The sequence below is a fragment of the Caulobacter sp. UNC358MFTsu5.1 genome (genome assembly GCF_000712075.1).
Taxonomy (GTDB): Bacteria; Pseudomonadota; Alphaproteobacteria; order Caulobacterales; family Caulobacteraceae; genus Caulobacter.
Window position 1 is genome coordinate 237,983 of sequence record NZ_JONW01000012.1, and the last position, 16,967, is coordinate 254,949.

Genomic DNA, 16,967 nt, shown 5'->3' on the forward strand with positions numbered 1-16,967 from the left:
CGTGGCGCGCCCCCGGCGTCGCAGCACGCAAAAAAATTGGCCGGACCCGCGAACGGGACCGGCCAACAGTGGGGATGAAACGGGGAGGTCTAGAAGTTCACGTCCAGGCGCGCGCCGAAGTAGCGGAACGCGTCGCGGCCGGGGAACCAGGTCCGACCCTGGGCCGTCGGGATGGCCGGGTTGCTGTAGCCCGAGGTGCCGTTGCCCAGGCCCTGGGCGTAGCGCTTGTCGAACAGGTTGTTGGCGAAGGCGGTCAGCTTGTACTTGCCGTCGCGATCGGCGATCCCGACGTTCAGGTCCGTGATGCTGTAGGCCTTCTGGATCGTGCGCGGATCCTGGCTGAGCGAGAAGTTGATGTCGTCCTGCCAGCGGACGTTGGCGCCGATGAAGCCCTTGAACGGCACGCTGTCGGGGAAGTCGATGTCGTACTGGCCGCCGATGCTGAACTTGTACTTGGGCACGTTGTTCAGATGCGCGCCGTGCAGGTTCTGCTGGCGGCCGCTGACGGTCTGCGGCTTGCCGGCCACGATGGGCTGGAGCTGGGTGTAGCAGGTACCGGGCGCACCCACCTGGCCGACGGGCAGCGGCGAGCCGGCCAGGGTCGGCTGGCCCGAATAGCAGGGCCCGTTCGGGAAATCGACGACCGTGGCGTCGGTGTAGGCGAAGGCGCCGTTCAGGCGGAAGTTCGAGGTGATCCGCGCCACGGCGTCCAGCTCCAGGCCCTGGGTGCGCAGGTGGCCGATGCTGTTGAGGAAGGTCAGGAACGTGCCGTCGGGCAGGAACGAGGTCACCGAGGTCTGGAAGCCGCGATAGTCGGCCTTGAACAGGGTGGCGTTGAAGTAGACGCGGCGGTCCAGCAGGCTGCTCTTGAAGCCCAGCTCGTAATTCTTGGCCGTCTCGGGCGGCACCGGCATGTTCGCCGCGATCTTGGCGTCGAAGGTGCTGACCAGGTCATAGGCCTGGCCCTTGTAGCCCGTCGAATAGGTCGCGAAGGTCATGATGTCCGGCGTGACCTTGTACTGGACGCCGATCTTGCCGGTCACGGCGTCGTCCTGGTCGGACTGGCCGAAATACTGATGGGTGGTGGCCGCGCCGGGCGTGGTGCTGGCGAAGATCGTCTTGTCGAAGTTGTAGCTGATCTTCTGGCGGTTCAGGCGCGCGCCGCCGGTCAGGCTGAGCTTGTCGGTGATGTCGTAGGTGGCGTTGGCGTAGGCCGAGTAGTTCTCGTTGGTGCTTTCGGCCAGGTAGCGGGCCAGCTGCAGCACCGGGCCGCGGTCCAGGAACCGGTCCAGGTCGTTCTTGGCGTACCACAGGCCGGCCACGTAGCGCAGCGGGCCGCTGCCCGGCGAGGTCAGGCGGAACTCCTGCGTCCAGGACGAGGCGTGGAAGTAGCCGTTGATCACCGCGCCGCTGTTGATGCCCGAGGGGCTGGCGACCGGGAAGCCCAGCAGGAACGGCTGGTCGGTGCCGTCGATGTCCTGGAAGTCGCGCATCTTCCAACGGTCGTGCGAGGTGATCGACGAGAAGGTGTGGCCCTTCAGGATCGAACCCTCGCCGAAGTCGTAGTCCATGCGGGCGGTCGTGCCGAACACCTCGGAATTGCCGCCGCCGATGCGGTCGTCGGCCCGGATGAAGTGGTTGTTCTTGTCGATGGTGATGCCGCGCAGGGTCAGGGTCGCCGGGAAGGCCGGCTCGCCCTGGTAATTGAGGCCCGGCGTCAGCTCGGTGATCGCGCTGGCGCAGCAGCTGGAGACGTTGTGGTTGAAGCGCGGGGCCAGGCTGAACTTGAGGTTCTCGGTCGGGGTCCACTCGACCTTCGCCGTGACGGTCAGGCCCGAGCTGCCGTTGACGTTCTTGCCGGTGGTCAGGTTCTTGAGGTTGCCGTCGTAGTCGCTCTTGGACACCGTCAGGCGGGCCCGCACGGTGTCGCTGACCGGTCCGGTGACCGTGAAGCCCAGGCGCTTTTCACCGTCGTCGGTGGTCAGGGCCATGGCCTTGCCGCCGAAGGTGCTGGAGGGTGCGGCGGTGACGATGTTCAGCACGCCGGCGATGGCGCTCTTGCCGAACAGGGTCGACTGCGGGCCGCGCAGCACTTCCACCCGCTCGACGTCGATCAGGTCCTTGAAGGCCGCGGCCTGGAAGCCGATCGGTACGTCGTCGATGACCACCGCGACATCGGACTCGACGGCGATGCCGTTCGAGAAGGTGCCGATGCCGCGCATCTTGATGCTGAAGTTGCCGGGCTGGCTGCCGTAGTCGATCGAGATGGCCGGCGACAGCTTCACCACGTCGCCCAGCTCGCGGACGTTGTTGCGGTCGATGACGTCCTGGGTCAGGGCGGTCACCGACACTGGCACGTCCTGCAGGCGCTCGGCGCGCTTGGTCGAGGTGACGATGATCTCTTCCAGCTGGACCGACGGATCGGACTGGGCCTGGGCGACGCCCGCGCCCGCCACTACGGCGAACATGGCGGTCGACGCCAACAGGGCGCGTTGAATGGTTCTCATGGTCTCTCCCCTCGCTTCCTCGCCTGCGCCCAGCCAGTTCATCCGGTCAATTATGAGCGCTCAATTTGGTAAGGCCAAAATGAGCCATTGGTCAGGTAAATTGTCAAGTAACTCGTGACATCGTTGTCATTTCGCCATAAGCTACTGAAAATGCGAGACCTTATCCGCCTCCGCCCGCCTGGCAGCACCAGCACCTTTGCGTGTGGCTGTGGAATATGGTCATTTAGCCTTGCGGCCGAGCGGCAAATTGGTAATGCCAGATTGGTCACAAGGATTGAGGGGCGAATGATCCGCACACCACCGCAGGCGACGGCCGGCCACCAGGCGAAGCGCGCCCGATGAGCTCACCCGGCATGAAGCTGCGCCCCAGCACCGACCGCGAAGGCCTGCGCCGGATGACCGCCGAGGACATCCGCGACACCTTCGTGATCAGCGACCTGTTCCAGCCCGGCCAGGTGTCGATGACCTATGTCGAAGTCGATCGCGCCGTGGTGGGCTCGGCCGCCCCGCTGACCGCCCCCCTGCCCCTCCCTACCGATCGGCGCCTGGCCTCGAGCTACTTCTGCGAGCGTCGCGAACTGGGCGTGATCAACATCGGCGGCCCCGGCCGGGTCGAGCTGGACGGCGCGCGCCACGATCTGGACAACCTGGACAGCCTGTATGTCGGTCGCGGCGTCCAGGCCGTGACCTTCGCCAGCGCTTCGGTCGACGCCCCGGCCAAGTTCTACTTCGTCAGCTACCCGGCCCACGCCGCCCACCCCAGCACGGTGGTGCGCAAGGCCGAGGCGCGGGCGATCCAGGCGGGCGACCAGAAGACCGCCAACCGCCGGGTCATCCGCCAGAGCATCCGCCCCGGCCTCGTCGAGACGTGCCAGCTGGTCATGGGCTTCACCGAGCTGGAGCCCGGCAACGTGTGGAACACCATGCCGCCGCACACCCACGGCCGGCGCAGCGAGATCTACATGTATTTCGACGCCGCCCCCGCCCGGGTGATGCACATCATGGGCGAGCCGACCAATCCCAGGACGGTGTTCATGGACGACGGCGAGGCGGTGTTCTCGCCCAGCTGGTCGATGCACAGCGGCGTGGGCACGGCCGCCTACCGCTTCGTCTGGTCGATGGGCGGCGAGAACCTGGACTTCGACGACATGGACCACCTGACCCTGGCCGACCTGCGCTAGGGCGCGGACGGCCCCGACAAGAACAAGAACGATTGGGAGACGAGACGATGCTGCGACGCCTGACGGGAGTTCTTCTGGCGACGGCCGCCCTGATGGGACCGATGCAGGCCTGCGCGGCGACGCCCGCCAAGCCCGCCGCCGCCGCGAAGGCTCCGGCCAACGCAGCGGTCCTCGCCGCCGGCGCCCATGTGGCCGACTGGCAGCTGGCCCACATGGACAACTTCGACTACGTCCCCGCCTCGCAGTTCCGGCGCGACACCGAGGCGCCGCGCGACTGGATCCAGGCCGCGTTCTACATCGGCCTGACCGCCTTCGCCGACGCCCAGAACGACCCCAAGTACGCCGCCGCCATCGTCGCCCATGGCGAGAAGGAAGGCTGGGGCTTCGACAAGCGACCGCGCCACGCCGACGCCGACGCCACCAGCGCGGTGTGGATCTGGTCGGCCGCCCGCACCCATGACGCGGCCAAGCTGGCCCCGACCCGCGCCCGGTTCGACGCCGTCCTGGCCGATCCCTCGCATGTCGACCTGGGCTTCGAGGCCAAGCCGCCGCAGGGCGGAGATCCCTACTGCCAGGCCCGCTGGTGCTGGAGCGACGCCATCTTCATGGCCCCGCCCGCCTGGATCGCCCTGACCAAGGAAACCAAGGACCCGCGCTACCTGGCCCACGCCGACAGCGAGTTCTGGGCGACCACCGACCTGCTCTACGACCAGACCGACCACCTCTATTTCCGCGACAGCCGCTTCATCGCCAAGCGCAGCGACGCCGGCGCCAAGATCTTCTGGGGCCGCGGCAACGGCTGGGCCTTCGCCGGGATCGCCCGCATCCTGCAGGACCTGCCCAAGGACCATCCCAGCCGGCCGCGCTACGAGGCGCTGTTCAAACAGATGGCCGCCAAGATCGTCACCCTGCAGGGCGACCAGGGCTACTGGCCGGTGTCGCTGCTGGAGCCGCAGAGGACGCCCGAGACCAGCGGCACCGGCTTCTTCGTCTACGGCCTGGCCTGGGGCGTGAACCACGGCCTGCTGCCGGCCGCCCAGTATCGTCCGGCGGTCGACAAGGGCTGGACCGCCCTGACCGCCGCGGTCGAGCCGGACGGCAAGCTGGGCTGGGTGCAGCGCGTGGGCGCCGCGCCCGACCAGGTGGGGCCGGACGACACCCAGCTGTACGGCGTCGGCGCGTTCCTGCTGGCCGCCAGCGAGGTGTCGAGACTGCCCGTCTCGGCCAAGCCTTGACGCCGTCGCCCCGCCGCCCGCTAGGATGATCGACATGACCACCGGCGCCCAAGACCCCCAGAAGCTGTATCAGCAGATCGCCCGCGCGATCGCCACGTCCATCAACGACGGCCGCTACGGACCGGGCGACAAGCTGCCCTCCGAGCGCGAACTGGCCGATGACTTCGGCGTGAGTCGTCCGACCATTCGCGACGCGATGATCGCCCTGGAGTTCCAGGGCCTGGTCGAGGCGCGCCAGGGGTCGGGCGTCTATGTCAACGCCGTCGCGGCGCCGGGCGTGGACGATCCGGCCGAGGTCGAGGTCGGGGCCCTGGAGCTGACCGAGGCGCGGCGGCTGTTCGAGGGCGAGGCCTGCGCCCTGTCGGCCGCCACCGTCACCGACGAGAACCTGGCCCATCTGGACCAGATCGTCGGCCAAATGGCCCGCAGCTTCGCGCCCGACGAGGTCGAGCGGCTGGAGCAGGAATTCCACCTGGCCATCGCCCGCGCCACCGGCAACGCCGCCATCGAGGCCGGGGTCGAGGACCTGTGGACCCTGCGCCTGCAGTCGCCCGGCTGCGTGGCCATGCTGCGACGGGCCCGCGCCCACGGCGGCGGCGACTTCGTCGAGGAGCACCGCCAGATCATCGCCGCCCTGCGCCAGCGCGATCCCAAGGCGGCCCGCCAGGCGATCCACGTCCATCTGGCCCAGGTGATCGACGACCTGCTGGCCGTGACCGAGCTGGACGCCCTCCAGCAGACCCGCCAGAAAATGGCCGAGCAGCGACGCGAGCTGGCTCGGCGCACCGAAATCTAGAGCGAGCGCCCCATGTCCAAGCTGATGCTGTCCCTCGCGGTCGCCGCGAGCCTGTCCCTGCCCGCCCTGGCCTGCGCCCAGGCCCAGCCCGCCCCTCCAGCAGGGGGAGGCCTGCCCCCGCTGGTCGAGCCGGTGCTGACCAAGCCCGACGCCGAGGGCCAGAAGCCCCGCGCGATCGTCGCCTACGCGCCCTATCGCTTCGACGACATCCTCTGGGAGAACGACCGCACCGCCCACCGCATCTACGGCCCCGCGCTGGAGGCGGCCGAGCCGCCCTCGACTTCGGGCATCGACGCCTGGGGCAAGCTGGTGCGCTGGCCGTTCATGGAGCGCCAGCTGAAGACGGGCAAGCAGCACGACTTCCACGGCGAAGGGATGGACTTCTACGACGTCAACACCTTCCGCGGCGCGGGCGGGCTGGGCGTCTGGCAGGACAACAAGCTGTGGACCTCGCGCAACTGGAAGTCCTACGAGATCCTCAAGACCGGCGGCGACGTGGCCTCGTTCAAGATCGACTACGCCCCCTGGCCGGTCGATGTGGACCGCAAGGTCTGGGAGACCCGCACCTTCACCCTGCCCCTGGGCACCAACTTCACGCGGATGGTCTCGACCATCAGCTCCGACAAGCCGGGCCCGCTGATCGTCGGCATCGGCATCAGCAAGCGCAAGGCCACCCATCAGGGCGCGGGCGGGGTGTTCACCAAGGACGCGCTGGGCGCCGGGCGCGTGTCGTACTGGGAACCCACCGATCCGGTGAAGGGCACCATGGGCATCGCCCTGATGGTCGATCCCAAGGCCCTGGTCGAGGTGCGCCAGGACGCCGACAACTACATCGTCCTGGTCAAGGTCGAGCCCGGCAAGCCGTTCGTCTACTACATGGGCGCGGCCTGGGACAAAGGCCTGGATTTCCACGACCGGGCGGGTTGGGAAGCCTATGTGAAGGCCCAGACGCCGGATTTCGATCCGACGCACTGAAGCTTGGGCGTCCAGCCGTCGAAAGGCGGCTGGCGCGCGCGCCGAGCCTTTGCTAGACAACCCTCCCTTCGCCGACCTCCGGGCCGGACCGAAGCGCGGGCGTGGTGAAACTGGTAGACGCGCCGGACTCAAAATCCGGTTCCGAAAGGAGTGTCGGTTCGACCCCGACCGCCCGCACCATACTCTTCCGACAATCCGATCGAGACGGGACGTCCCCGCCGGCGCCGCCTATTCGGCGCGCGCGGAGTTGGCCACGATGTCCGCCCCGTAGAGCGTGCCGGCGGCGGATTCCAGCTGGCCCAGCAGGCGTTTCAGCGTGGTCACCTCGCTGGGCTGCAGGCCGGCCAGCAGCGCCGCTTCGTAGGCGCGGGCCAGGGGCACGATCTCGGCGAACAGGCGGCGGCCGGCGGCGGTGAGCTCAAGGCTGTGCGAACGCCGGTCCACGCGGTTGCTGATCCGCACGGCCAGGCGGCGCTCGACCAGGTCCTGGGCGGCGCGGCTGACGCGCACCTTGTCCATGGCCGTGCGCACGACGGCCGCCTGCTGGGTCAGGGCGCCCTCGGCCAGCACCGACATCAGCCGCCACTGCGGGATGCTGAGGCCGAAGCGGTCCTCGTAGGCGCGGGACACCAGGCGGGTGACCGCATTGGCGGCGACGACCAGCTGATAGGGCAGGTAATCGGCCAGCGAGACGTGGTCGGGCGCGCCTTCGGCGGGGAACTGAGTCATGGTTGAGACCGTCGCGGCCATGGGCTTCCTTTCGTCCTCCTTACGCCCGCGACTCTGGCGGTCGCTCGCGTCGACAGGCCCCGATCTGGCGCGGCGCCACGGCCCCGCTCAATCACGGCCGGGTCGGAGGATGGGAAAGCCCGGTTTTCGCTCGCCGGTTGTGCAACCGGCCGCCAGGACGCACAGCGAAGGGGCGCCGGGCGAAGGTGGACCCGACTCGTCAGTGCTTCCCCGCGCCCTTGTCGTCCTCGAACGGCTCGGTCTGGGTCAGCGCCGCCTGGCAGCGTCGAAGTTCGTTGAGACAATCGCCCCGGCTCCAGAAATCGGAAAATTCCACAACAGCCATGCGGACTTGGCGAGAATAGTCCTTGTGGTCAAGCACCTTCGGCTCTTCGTCCTCGTGCTCGTCGTGTCCAGGACCGTGGTCGGGCTCGGGGCGGTGGCCGGTCAGCACCAGGGTCTGGCCGCCCAGGATCGTGACATTGGCCGCGGCCAGCTCCAGCTCGGTCTCCGACTTGTGGCCGTGGCCGCCGTGGCCGTCGTCGTGGCCATGGCCGTGGCCGTGCTTGTCGTCCTTCTTGCCCCCGTGCGCGCCGTGCGCGCCCTTGGGCTTGTCCTTGTCCTTCTCCTCGAGCGGCTCGCCCTTGAGCGCCTCGGTGATGCCCTTCAGCGCCTTGGCGGCTGGACCGCCGAAGGCCAGCACCGGACCGATCCGGCGCTGCACTTCCTCGACCAGCTCCTGGGCCTTGTAGAGCAGCTCGCCCGACGGGGCGCTGGTGGCCGCCACGCACTTGGCCTTGATCGCCTCGTGGATGGTCTTGGGCGCCTCGCGCCAGCGGTCGTCGCGCCCGCGTCCGCCGACGTGCTTGCCGATGAAATAGGTGAGGACGGCGACGGCCAGCACGACCAGGGCGATTCCCGCCAGCAGGGTGGGATCGAAGATCGGAACCGGCGTATCGACGGGAAACTCTGACTGGTACACCGGACCCCCTCCAGCATCAGGCAAGCAAGAGTCACATGGTTAACGCATGATGGCCCAGCTTGCACGACCAAGGTTATCTGGGAGGCGCGGAAATCACGCCTCTAGCCCGGGCGCCCTGGTCGTAGCGGCTGGGGCCGCCATAGACGGCGACCTCGCACAGGATGTCGCCGCCCGGCTCGCCGGCCCACAGGTAATTGCGCTCGACCTCGACATTGCGCCCGGCCGGCGAGATGCCCTCGAAGGTGTCGCCCCAGGGAATCACCTTGTTCAGGTCGCGCCAGGTCAGGGTCATGGCGCGGGAAAGCTCGTCCTGGGCCATGGATTCGAGGTCGGGGTCGCTCATGCGGAGCCTTTCGGTGTTCTGGTCCCCGCCTCGACAACGCCCGCCGCGCGGGATAGGCCGCTAGGGATAGCGAAGGAGACGAAGATGGGCGTTCCCAAGGGCAAGCGCGACTTCCGCGACGAGGACCGCCTGGATCCGCGCGAGCGCCATCAGGTCGAATACTGGATGAAACGCTGGGGCGTGACCAAGGACCAACTGGTGGCGGCCCACCGCAAGGTCGGCAATTCGATCAAGGACATCGGCGCCGAGCTGGGCAAGAAGCGCTAGCTAGCGCTTATCCCGCCGGAACTTCGCCGCTTCGGCCGCCAGGGACGAGGCCGAGGGATCGAAGTCCTCCGGTTCGGGCTCGAACGGCAGATGACCGGCCACGCCGCGCAGGGCCAGCCACAGCGGATGGCTGAAATGGCCCAGGATCCGCAGCGGCCGGCGCTTGTCGTCGGTGACGTCCCAGCCCTCCAGCTCGAACTGGTCGGCCTGGTCGCGCATCGACTTGACGTCGATGCCGTCCCAGCCCGGCGGATCGGGGATCAGCGCCGCCTCGTCGGCCGTCAGGCCGAAGGTGTCGCGCGCCAGCTGATCGATCTCGGGGAACTGGGCCCGCGCCTCCGGATCGGCGAACGACGGCTTCATCAGCGCCCGGGTCTCCAGGTCGGCGAAGCCGGGGAGGTCGATCAGGCGGCGCGGAGGCATGGCCTCAGCCCTCGGCGTTGTCGTTGCGCCAGTAGGGCTCGACCTTGCCCTGCAGCTTGATGGTCATGGGGTTACCCTTGCGGTCGACGGCCTTGCCGGCGGTCACGCGGATCCAGCCCTCGCTGACGCAGTACTCGTCGACATTGGTCTTCTCGACGCCGTTGAAGACGATGCCCACACCGCGCTCCAGGGCGTCGGCGTCATGATAGGGGCTGGCGGGATTGATGGCGAGGCGGTCGGGAAGCGTGTCGCTCATGGGATGGTCTTTCGAAGAATTTGGACAGCTAGCGCCGTCGAACGCGCGTGATAGCCACCCGGGGCCGCAATTCCAATAGGATTGCACGCGATCGCGCGAACCGCCGCGACAAGGTCATGGTCGCCTGCTAGCTACGGCGCGTCCTCTTTTCGGAGTCCGCATGCTGCGTCGCCTCTACGACTGGGTCATGGGCCTGGCCGCCTCCCGCCATGCCCCCGCCAGCCTGTTCGCCGTCTCGTTCGCCGAAAGCTCGTTCTTTCCCGTCCCCCCCGACATCATGCTGGCCCCCATGGTGCTGGCCAAGCCGGAGAAGGCCTGGCGCTACGCGGCCCTGTGCACGGTGGCTTCGGTGCTGGGCGGCCTGCTGGGCTACGCGATCGGCTACTTCTTCCACGAGGCCGCCCAGCATCTGCTGGCGGTGCTGGGCAAGCCCGACGCCCTGCGCGATTCCGAATGCTGGTACGATCGCTACGGCTCGTGGGTGATCATCATCAAGGGCTTCACCCCGATCCCGTTCAAGCTGATCACCATCACCTCGGGCCTGCTGAAGTTCAGCCTGCCGATCTTCGTCGCCGCCTGCGTCTTCACGCGGGGCATGCGGTTCTTCCTGGTGGCCTTCGTGGTCAAGAAATTCGGCCCGGCCATGATGCCGGTGATCGAGCGTCGCCTGGCCCTGTTCGCCGGCATCCTGATCGCCCTGCTTGTCATCGGCCTCGGGGCGAGCCACTTCTTGGGCGGAAGCAGTGGCGGAGCGTGCGCGGGATGACGATCGAGAACATCGACGACAAGGTGGTCCATATCCGCGCCACGGGCCCGGCCCCGACTCGGGGCGCGCTGGACCTGATCGCCGAGCAATGGGCCGTCGTGGCCTTCCTCGCCTGCGCCGTCATGCTGGGCGCGGCCCACGCCTTCGAGACCTTCGGCAAGCTGGCGCCCTGCCTGCTGTGCCTCAAGCAGCGCGAAGTCTACTGGGTCACCGGATCGGTGGCGCTGGCCGGCGTTGTGCTGTCGCGCACGCCCTGGGCCGACCGGGTGCGCAAGCCGCTGATCCTGCTGCTGGGGATCGGCTTCCTGTACGGCGCGGGCGTGGCCGTCTACCACGCCGGCGCGGAGTGGAAGTTCTGGCCCGGCCCCGCCGCCTGCGCCGCCGCCGGCGCCAAGGCCACGGCCGGCGACCTGGCCGCCCTGCTGAAGGGCGCCAAGATCTCGGCCCCGTCGTGCGACAAGGCCGTCTGGATCTTCCTGGGCCTGTCGATGGCCGGCTGGAACGCCCTGATCTCGCTGGGCCTGGCGATCGCATCCTTCTTCGCCGGCCTGCGCCAGTCCTCGCCCAAGACTACGGCCGCCTGAGATGAGCCAGCCCGTCCCTCCCCGTCCCGGCGCCGGCGCCCAGAAGGCGCGGCTGGCGGAAATCCTGCGGGTCGACCAGGCCGGCGAGCTGGCGGCCGTCCACATCTATCGCGGCCAGCAGGCGGTGATGCGCCAGGCGCCGGGCCGTGAGCGGATCGCCGATCAGCTGCAGGAGATGGAGGGCCACGAACAGGTCCACCTGAGCCGCTTCAACGAACTGCTGGGCGAGCGGGAAGTGCGCCCCACCCTGATGTCGCCCGTCTGGCGCGCGGCCGCCTTCGCCCTGGGCGCCGGCACCGCCCTGCTGGGCGAGAAGGCCGCCCACGCCTGCACCGAGGCCGTGGAGACGGTGATCGAGCAGCACTACGCCGGCCAGATCGCCGAGCTGGAGGCCCGCGATCCGGCCCTGGCCGCCGAACTCAGCCAGTTCCGCGACGACGAGCTGCACCACAAGGAGATCGCCATCGGCGAAGGCGCCCTGGAGGCTCCGGCCTATCCGCTGCTGTCGGCGGTGATCCGCGCCGGCTGCCGCGCGGCCATCAAGATCAGCGAGAAGATCTGACCCACGTTCGCTGAAACGCGGGAATAACCGCCCCCGAAACTTCCCGCTTGGCGGCGTGCGTGGCCGAGCTTACCCATGTCGCCCAGAAAACGCGTTGCGAGGGGAGTTTCGCTTTGCCTATCCAGTTTCACCGCCGGGCCGCGGCCCTGTGCGCCGTTTCGTTGCTGGCGCTGGCCGGCGCGGTTCACGCCGCGACTCCGGTCAATCCGCCCAAGCCGACGCCGACCACCGCCTTGACCCTGGGCACCGGCGGCCAGATGCCCGCCGAGGAAGCGGCGGTGTCGATCGAGCACGTCGACCTGAAGCTGAAGGTGATCCCCAAGACCAAGTCGATCGAGGGCGACGCCACCCTGACCCTGGCGGTCAAGAGCGCCCTGCCCCGCATCGTCCTGGACTTCGACAAGAACTTCACGGTCAGCGCCCTGCTGGTCGACGGCAAGCCCGCGACCTGGACCAACCCCGAGGGCCGGCTGACCATCAACCTCGCCGCCCCGATCCAGGCCGGCGCCAAGACGACCGTCCAGATCCGCTACGCCGGCCAGCCGCACGAGGCCGAAAAGGCGCCGTGGGACGGCGGCTTCGTCTGGAAGACCACCCCGACCGGCGAGCCCTGGATCGCCAGCGCCGTGCAGGGCGACGGCTGCGACCTGTTCTGGCCGTGCATCGACTTCCCGACCGGCGAGCCGCTGCTGGTCGACTTCTACGTGACCGTGCCCGCCCCGCTGTCGGCCCCGGCCGGCGGCGTGCTGGTGGACGTGCAGGAGAAGGACGGCTGGCGCACCTTCCACTGGCGCCAGAAGCAGCCCGACACCTACGCCGTCGCGGTCAATGTCGGTCCCTATGACAAGCTGGAAGCGACCTACAAGAGCCGGTTCGGCGACAGCTTCCCGATCGAGTACTGGTATCTGAAGAGCGACGATCCGGCGAAGGCCAAGGCCCTGTTCGCCGAGTTCCCGACCACGCTCGACTTCTTCGAGCAGATGATCGGCCCCTACCCGTTCCGGTCCGAGAAGCTGGGCGTCGTCGAGACCCCGCACCTGGGCATGGAACACCAGACCATGAACGCCTACGGCAACGAGTACAAAAAGGACGTCTACGGCTACGACTGGCTGTTCCAGCACGAGCTGTCGCACGAATGGTTCGGCAACCAGGTGACCAATGTCGACTGGGACGACATGTGGATCCACGAGGGCCTGGGCAGCTACATGCAGCCGCTGTTCTCGCAATGGCTGCACGGCGACATGGAATACATGACCCGCCTGAACGCCCAGCGCGTGCAGTCCAAGAACGCCTTCCCGATCGTCTCCGACAAGGTGATGACCGAAGATCAGGTCTACAAGCCCGAGGGCGGCCCGGCGAACGACATCTACGCCAAGGGCTCCAACGTCATGCACACCCTGCGCGCGACGATCGGCGACGAGGCCTTCTTCAAGTCGGTGCGGACCCTGGTCTATGGCCGCCCCGATCCCAAGCCGGGCAACTTCGCGCCGCGCTACGCCACGACCAAGGACTTCATCAAGATCGTCAACGACGTGACGGGCAAGGACTACCAGTGGTTCTTCGACGCCTACTTCTATCAGGCCAAGCTGCCGGAACTGCTGACCACGCGTGACGGCGACGACCTGGTGCTGAGCTGGAAGACGCCGTCGGGCAAGGCCTTCCCGATGCCGGTCGAGGTCAAGGTCGGCGACAAGATCGTCACCGCGCCGATGAGCGACAACACCGGCCGCGTCAAGGTGGGCGACGCCGTGCCGGTGATCGTCGATCCGGCCTCCAAGATCCTGCGCCGCCAGCCCTATCTGGAAGAATACGCGGCCTGGAAGAAGGCCGACGACGCGGCCAAGGCCGCCGAGGCGAAGAAGGCCGAGGACGCCAAGAAGACCCCGGCGAAGAAATAACGGACGCCGCGGGCCCGCCGCTCCCGGAATCCGGGGCGCGGCGGGCCTTGGTCATCTTCCGTTGACCCTGTTCCTTCACGGCTTGTAGGCCAAGGCGCCCTAAGGCTTTGGGCTCGTAGCGAGCCAGGAAGCCGATGCTGACGCCCAACCATGTCGTGACCACCGCCCGCGCCGTCCTGGTGGTCGGCGCCCTGACCGCCGCGGTGCTGATGCTGGGTCCCTGGCCGGGTCTGGAGCAGGTGTTCGGCCTGAGCGACAAGGCGGCCCACGCCCTGGCCTTCGGCGGCCTGCTCGCCGTCTCGTTCGTGGCTTTCCCCCGCATGCGCCGCAACGACCTGGCCGTCGCCGCGATCCTGCTGGGCGCCAGCGTCGAGGCGGCCCAACTGTTCACCGCCGACCGCAGCGCCTCGATCGGCGACCTGCTGGCCGACACGGCCGGCGTGGCCGTCATCTATCTGGCCAGCCACATCGAAGGCCTGCGCGCCATGGCCCGCCAACGGGGCGCGGCGACCTTCGCCGAGATCGCCGCCCAGGATCGCCGTCGGGGCGCGCGCCGCCTGGCGCCGGTGATCCAGGCCGCCTTCCCGCCTCCCGCCGAGGCGGAAGCCGAACGCTCGACCGGCGGCTTCGCCAGCCGGGCGGCCCGACGCTTCCCGCGCCAGGCCTGAGCCGCGTCAGGTGATGCGCTTGACGCTGACCGGGTCGCTGCCCGGGAAGCTTTCTTCCAGTCCCTCGTCCAGCAGGGCTTCCTGACGGCTCTCCGAGCACTCGACCTTCTCGGCCAGCTGATCGTGCTTCTCGCCCTCGGCCAGCGGGGTTTCGGCCTCGCGGGAATGGGGAGCGTCGAAGTGCTTGTCCTCGTGCCGGACCTTGCCGTCGCTGGCCATGTCGGCCGTCGAGGCGCTGGTGCCGTGCGTGAAGTGGCGGCCGGTTTCTTCTTTTTTATGGCCAAAGATCATGGGGTCTCTCCCGATTTTTCGCCCGAAGGCGTTGGGGATAGAACCCGTGAGCGGGCGCCCGGGTTGCGCCCTAGAGCCCGAACACCACGGTCCACAGGACCACGTTGGCCAGCGTCATGGCGGCCATCAGCCATCTTAGGCGACGTTTGACGCTCAGGGCGTGTCCGTGCTCGTGAAGCGTCGGACCGGAAAGCATCGAAAGCCTCGAAGGCGTCGAAGAACTGGCAAGCATCGAACCCTCCCACTGGACGGCCCCCGTCCTTGGGGTCCGCCCAGCGGCGAGTCGATGCAAGCAGAGCCACAAAGCTTTGTTTTGTAGACATTTTCGCGACTCAGTGTCGTCGCGGTCTAGGCTTCCAGCTCGATGTCCCAGTAGAGGTAGTCCAGCCAGCTGGCGTGCAGGTGTCCCGGGGGGAACCGGCGACCGCGATCCTGCAGCTCGTGCATGCTGGGCCGGCGCGCGGTGTGGAACGGATGCATGCCGGCTTCGCGCGGCGTGCGGCCGCCCTTGTGCAGATTGCAGGGCGCGCAGGCGGTGACGATGTTCTCCCAGGTGGTCCGGCCGCCGCGCGAGCGGGGGATCACGTGGTCGAAGGTCAGTTCGTCGGGCGAACCGCAATATTGGCAGGAGAACCCGTCGCGCAGGAACAGGTTGAAGCGGGTGAAGGCCGGCGGACGATCCTGCGGCACGTACTGCTTCAGCGACACCACGCTGGGCAGCTTCATCTCGAACGAGGGCGAGTGAACCACGTGGTCGTACGTCGAGACCACGTCGACACGCTCAAGGAACACCGCCTTGATCACCTCCTGCCAGGGCCAGAGGGACAGGGGATAGTAGCTCAGGGGCCGATAGTCGGCGTTGAGGACAAGCGCCGGCATGCCGGACGGTGGACGGGACAGCACCTGCATCAGGGCCTCCCTCTGGAGCGGCACGGGCTCCGATGAAGCGGATACGCGGTCGGACTGAAGACGGGCCTCCTTCCTGCGCGTTCTCGGGAATCGCCATTCATTCCCGAACGCATGGAAAGGATGAGCCAACTCGACGACAGAACCAAGACATCCTTGCGCTTGGCGCGTGAACGATCGCGGCTATGGTCGGCGACGGACCTTGGGGAGTCTTCGCCATGCCGCCACCCGCCGTCGCCGCGATCGTCCTGGCCGGTCTTCTGGCGTCCGGACCGCCTGTTCCCTTGCTGCCCGGCGTGGTCGATTCGCCCGACACCGAGGTCCGGCCCGCCTTCAGCCCCGACGGCCGATGCGTGCTGTGGGGGTCGATCGGCGCCCCCAAGACGCCCTGGCGCATCCTGCAGACCTGCCGCGACGGCGCGGGATGGTCCAGGCCCGAGGCGGTGTCGTTCGACGGGCCCGACAACGACTTCGATCCGGCTTTTTCGCCGGACGGCAGGACGGTCTATTTCTTCTCCAACCGCCCGGGCGGCCAGGGCGGCGACGACCTCTACGCCGTGGACCGCAACCCGGCGACCGGGGCGTTCGGAACGCCGCGCAACCTGGGTCCGCGCTTCAACACGCCCGGCGACGAATGGGCGCCCTCCCCCACCGCCGACGGGCGGCTGATCTTCTCGTCCGACGGCCACGGCGGGCTGGGCAAGCAGGACCTGTTCGAGGGCGAGCTGGCGGGCGACGCCCCGGTGCGCGGCCTGGGGCCCGAGGTCAACGGCCCGCTGGACGACTTCGACGCGACCTTCCTGGCCGACGGCCGCACCCTGGTGTTCAGCTCGGGCGACCTGAAGGCCGAAACCCGCGTGACGCTGAACAGCGCCCGGCGCGGCGACGACGGGCGGTTCGGCCCGCGCAAGGTCCTGGCCGCGCCGATCAACTGTTCCGAGGCGATCAACAACGGACCCGCCGTCGATCCCAGGCGGCCGGGCGTGCTGTTCTATTCGGCCTACTGCCCGGCCCTGGGTCCGGGCCGGATGGACATCTTCGAGGCTCCCGCCCCGACGCCCTAGGCGACGGCGATGATCTCCACCTCGCCGCCGGCCACCATGGCGGTGTCGCCGACGCCCTTGCCCAGCAGGGCCCGGGCCACCGGCGAGACGTAGGACACCGAGCCGTTGGCGGGGTCGGCCTGGTCCTCGCCGACGATGCGGAAGGTCTGGCGGCGGCCGTCCTCGCGGTCGAAGGTGACGGTGTCGCCGAACTGCAGGCCTTGGGCGGACGGATCGCGCTCGCGCAGCTGGGCGCTGGCGCGGCGGGCCGACCAGTAGCGCAGGTCGCGGGTGGCGCGGGCCATGGCGGTGCGGTCCTGGGCGACGTCGCCGCCGGCCTGGGCGGCGCTGTAGGCGGCGCGGGCCTCGGCGAGCGCCGCCTCGATCTCGGCCAGGCCGTCGGCCGTGACCAGGTTCGGATGCGGCGAGATCGGACGGTCCAGCAGGTCGGCGGCGAACGCCTCGCTGTCGCCTTCCTTGGTGAAGGCGACGCTCATGGCCGCGTCTCGGCGGAAGGGAAGCTAAGCGTCATGTCTGGAAAATCCGGCCCGCGGC

The 16,967-nt window shown here is 68.5% G+C and carries 21 protein-coding genes and 1 tRNA gene; 12 read left to right on the forward strand and 10 right to left on the reverse strand.

Annotated features, from left to right (window positions below; genetic code table 11):
* Positions 1 to 89 precede the first annotated feature (89 nt).
* A complete protein-coding gene (locus BR39_RS0123745) occupies positions 90 to 2,507 on the reverse strand; it encodes a TonB-dependent receptor (protein ID WP_051696067.1) in 2,418 nt (805 codons plus the stop codon).
* Between the two features lie 338 nt (positions 2,508 to 2,845).
* Between BR39_RS0123745 and kduI the strand changes: the two genes are divergently transcribed.
* The 5 genes from kduI to BR39_RS0123770 all read left to right on the forward strand — a co-directional run bounded on the left by kduI (position 2,846) and on the right by BR39_RS0123770 (position 6,874).
* Entirely contained in the window at positions 2,846 to 3,688 is an 843-nt protein-coding gene (gene kduI / locus BR39_RS0123750) for a 5-dehydro-4-deoxy-D-glucuronate isomerase (RefSeq protein WP_035018977.1), read from the forward strand.
* A gap of 47 nt (positions 3,689 to 3,735) precedes the next feature.
* Positions 3,736 to 4,923, forward strand: a complete 1,188-nt coding sequence (locus BR39_RS0123755; RefSeq protein WP_029916871.1) for a glycoside hydrolase family 105 protein — start codon at positions 3,736 to 3,738, stop codon at positions 4,921 to 4,923.
* Positions 4,924 to 4,957: 34 nt separating this feature from the next.
* Positions 4,958 to 5,719, forward strand: a complete 762-nt coding sequence (locus BR39_RS0123760) for a FadR/GntR family transcriptional regulator (RefSeq protein WP_029916873.1) — start codon at positions 4,958 to 4,960, stop codon at positions 5,717 to 5,719.
* Positions 5,720 to 5,731: 12 nt separating this feature from the next.
* Positions 5,732 to 6,694, forward strand: a complete 963-nt coding sequence (locus BR39_RS0123765) for a DUF4861 family protein (RefSeq protein ID WP_029916876.1) — start codon at positions 5,732 to 5,734, stop codon at positions 6,692 to 6,694.
* Positions 6,695 to 6,789: 95 nt separating this feature from the next.
* A tRNA-Leu gene (locus tag BR39_RS0123770) sits at positions 6,790 to 6,874 on the forward strand.
* A 48-nt stretch (positions 6,875 to 6,922) separates the two neighbouring features.
* Here BR39_RS0123770 and BR39_RS0123775 read toward each other — a convergent pair.
* From BR39_RS0123775 to BR39_RS0123785, 3 genes are all read right to left on the reverse strand, one after another.
* The gene (locus tag BR39_RS0123775) at positions 6,923 to 7,444 is read right to left on the reverse strand and encodes a MarR family winged helix-turn-helix transcriptional regulator (RefSeq protein WP_029916878.1); all 522 of its coding nucleotides are present in this window, start codon (positions 7,442 to 7,444) and stop codon (positions 6,923 to 6,925) included.
* A gap of 199 nt (positions 7,445 to 7,643) precedes the next feature.
* Entirely contained in the window at positions 7,644 to 8,405 is a 762-nt protein-coding gene (locus BR39_RS0123780; protein ID WP_029916880.1) for a hypothetical protein, read from the reverse strand.
* A gap of 73 nt (positions 8,406 to 8,478) precedes the next feature.
* The gene (locus BR39_RS0123785) at positions 8,479 to 8,724 is read right to left on the reverse strand and encodes a hypothetical protein (RefSeq protein ID WP_035019027.1); all 246 of its coding nucleotides are present in this window, start codon (positions 8,722 to 8,724) and stop codon (positions 8,479 to 8,481) included.
* 108 nt (positions 8,725 to 8,832) lie between these two features.
* On the opposite strand from BR39_RS0123785, the gene BR39_RS0123790 reads away from it, so the two are divergent.
* Positions 8,833 to 9,015, forward strand: coding sequence for a DUF3606 domain-containing protein (locus BR39_RS0123790; RefSeq protein WP_029916884.1), 183 nt, complete (start codon positions 8,833 to 8,835; stop codon positions 9,013 to 9,015).
* On the opposite strand, the gene BR39_RS0123795 is transcribed toward BR39_RS0123790, so the two are convergent.
* Both BR39_RS0123795 and BR39_RS0123800 read right to left on the reverse strand, forming a co-directional pair.
* A complete protein-coding gene (locus BR39_RS0123795) occupies positions 9,016 to 9,438 on the reverse strand; it encodes a hypothetical protein (protein ID WP_029916886.1) in 423 nt (140 codons plus the stop codon).
* A gap of 4 nt (positions 9,439 to 9,442) precedes the next feature.
* Positions 9,443 to 9,694: a DUF3297 family protein gene (locus BR39_RS0123800; protein ID WP_029916888.1), complete on the reverse strand. Its 252-nt coding sequence runs from the start codon at positions 9,692 to 9,694 to the stop codon at positions 9,443 to 9,445.
* A 160-nt stretch (positions 9,695 to 9,854) separates the two neighbouring features.
* Between BR39_RS0123800 and BR39_RS0123805 the strand changes: the two genes are divergently transcribed.
* From BR39_RS0123805 to BR39_RS0123825, 5 genes are all read left to right on the forward strand, one after another.
* A complete protein-coding gene (locus tag BR39_RS0123805) occupies positions 9,855 to 10,460 on the forward strand; it encodes a YqaA family protein (RefSeq protein ID WP_029916890.1) in 606 nt (201 codons plus the stop codon).
* Entirely contained in the window at positions 10,457 to 11,044 is a 588-nt protein-coding gene (locus BR39_RS0123810) for a disulfide bond formation protein B (protein WP_029916893.1), read from the forward strand. Before BR39_RS0123805 ends, BR39_RS0123810 begins: the two co-directional genes overlap by 4 nt.
* A gap of 1 nt (position 11,045) precedes the next feature.
* Positions 11,046 to 11,606: a demethoxyubiquinone hydroxylase family protein gene (locus BR39_RS0123815; protein ID WP_029916895.1), complete on the forward strand. Its 561-nt coding sequence runs from the start codon at positions 11,046 to 11,048 to the stop codon at positions 11,604 to 11,606.
* Positions 11,607 to 11,719: 113 nt separating this feature from the next.
* A complete protein-coding gene (locus tag BR39_RS0123820) occupies positions 11,720 to 13,504 on the forward strand; it encodes a M1 family metallopeptidase (RefSeq protein ID WP_035018979.1) in 1,785 nt (594 codons plus the stop codon).
* A 134-nt stretch (positions 13,505 to 13,638) separates the two neighbouring features.
* Positions 13,639 to 14,172 (forward strand): VanZ family protein, encoded by a 534-nt coding sequence (locus tag BR39_RS0123825; RefSeq protein WP_029916899.1) that lies wholly within the window; start codon positions 13,639 to 13,641, stop codon positions 14,170 to 14,172.
* A gap of 6 nt (positions 14,173 to 14,178) precedes the next feature.
* Here BR39_RS0123825 and BR39_RS0123830 read toward each other — a convergent pair whose 3' ends face one another.
* From BR39_RS0123830 to BR39_RS0123840, 3 genes are all read right to left on the reverse strand, one after another.
* On the reverse strand, positions 14,179 to 14,463 hold the full coding sequence (locus BR39_RS0123830) for a hypothetical protein (RefSeq protein ID WP_029916901.1): 285 nt from the start codon (positions 14,461 to 14,463) through the stop codon (positions 14,179 to 14,181).
* 70 nt (positions 14,464 to 14,533) lie between these two features.
* Positions 14,534 to 14,659, reverse strand: coding sequence for a hypothetical protein (locus BR39_RS27325; protein ID WP_255347309.1), 126 nt, complete (start codon positions 14,657 to 14,659; stop codon positions 14,534 to 14,536).
* A gap of 152 nt (positions 14,660 to 14,811) precedes the next feature.
* Entirely contained in the window at positions 14,812 to 15,375 is a 564-nt protein-coding gene (locus BR39_RS0123840) for an HNH endonuclease (protein WP_089930049.1), read from the reverse strand.
* A 212-nt stretch (positions 15,376 to 15,587) separates the two neighbouring features.
* Between BR39_RS0123840 and BR39_RS0123845 the strand changes: the two genes are divergently transcribed.
* Positions 15,588 to 16,433 (forward strand): PD40 domain-containing protein, encoded by an 846-nt coding sequence (locus tag BR39_RS0123845; protein WP_197026753.1) that lies wholly within the window; start codon positions 15,588 to 15,590, stop codon positions 16,431 to 16,433.
* Here BR39_RS0123845 and greA read toward each other — a convergent pair.
* Entirely contained in the window at positions 16,430 to 16,909 is a 480-nt protein-coding gene (gene greA, locus BR39_RS0123850) for a transcription elongation factor GreA (protein ID WP_029916905.1), read from the reverse strand. The genes BR39_RS0123845 and greA overlap by 4 nt on opposite strands.
* Between the last annotated feature and the right edge of the window lie 58 nt (positions 16,910 to 16,967).